Raw genomic sequence first — 239 nt, 5'->3', positions numbered from 1 at the left:
GCGCGGGCGATCAGGGCGACCGGCTGGCCCGAGCGCTCGAGCTCGGTCTTCACCGCGCCGGCGAAGCGCAGCACGCGGTCCTGGTCGGCCGCCGTGACCTCGCGCGGCCGTTCGCAGAAGGTGGGCAGGCCGGCCTGGGCGCCGCCGGCGGTGAACCAGGCCGACAGCGCGAGCGCGGCGGGCGCGGCGCGCAGGGTCATCAGATCCCGACTTTGCGCGAGCCCAGTTCGCGGTACCAG

Annotated in this window: 1 pseudogene; it reads right to left on the bottom strand. The window is 76.6% G+C overall.

What is annotated here, in order from left to right:
- Nucleotides 1-200, bottom strand: a pseudogene (locus KVT32_RS31435) (DUF2145 domain-containing protein); the annotation flags it as partial.
- Nucleotides 201-239 lie beyond the last annotated feature (39 nt).

The sequence above is a fragment of the Achromobacter sp. GbtcB20 genome (genome assembly GCF_019091095.1).
Lineage (GTDB): Bacteria > Pseudomonadota > Gammaproteobacteria > Burkholderiales > Burkholderiaceae_B > Achromobacter > Achromobacter mucicolens.
Note: the sequence above shows the minus strand (reverse complement) of the source record. Positions and strands in the feature narration are given on the sequence as shown.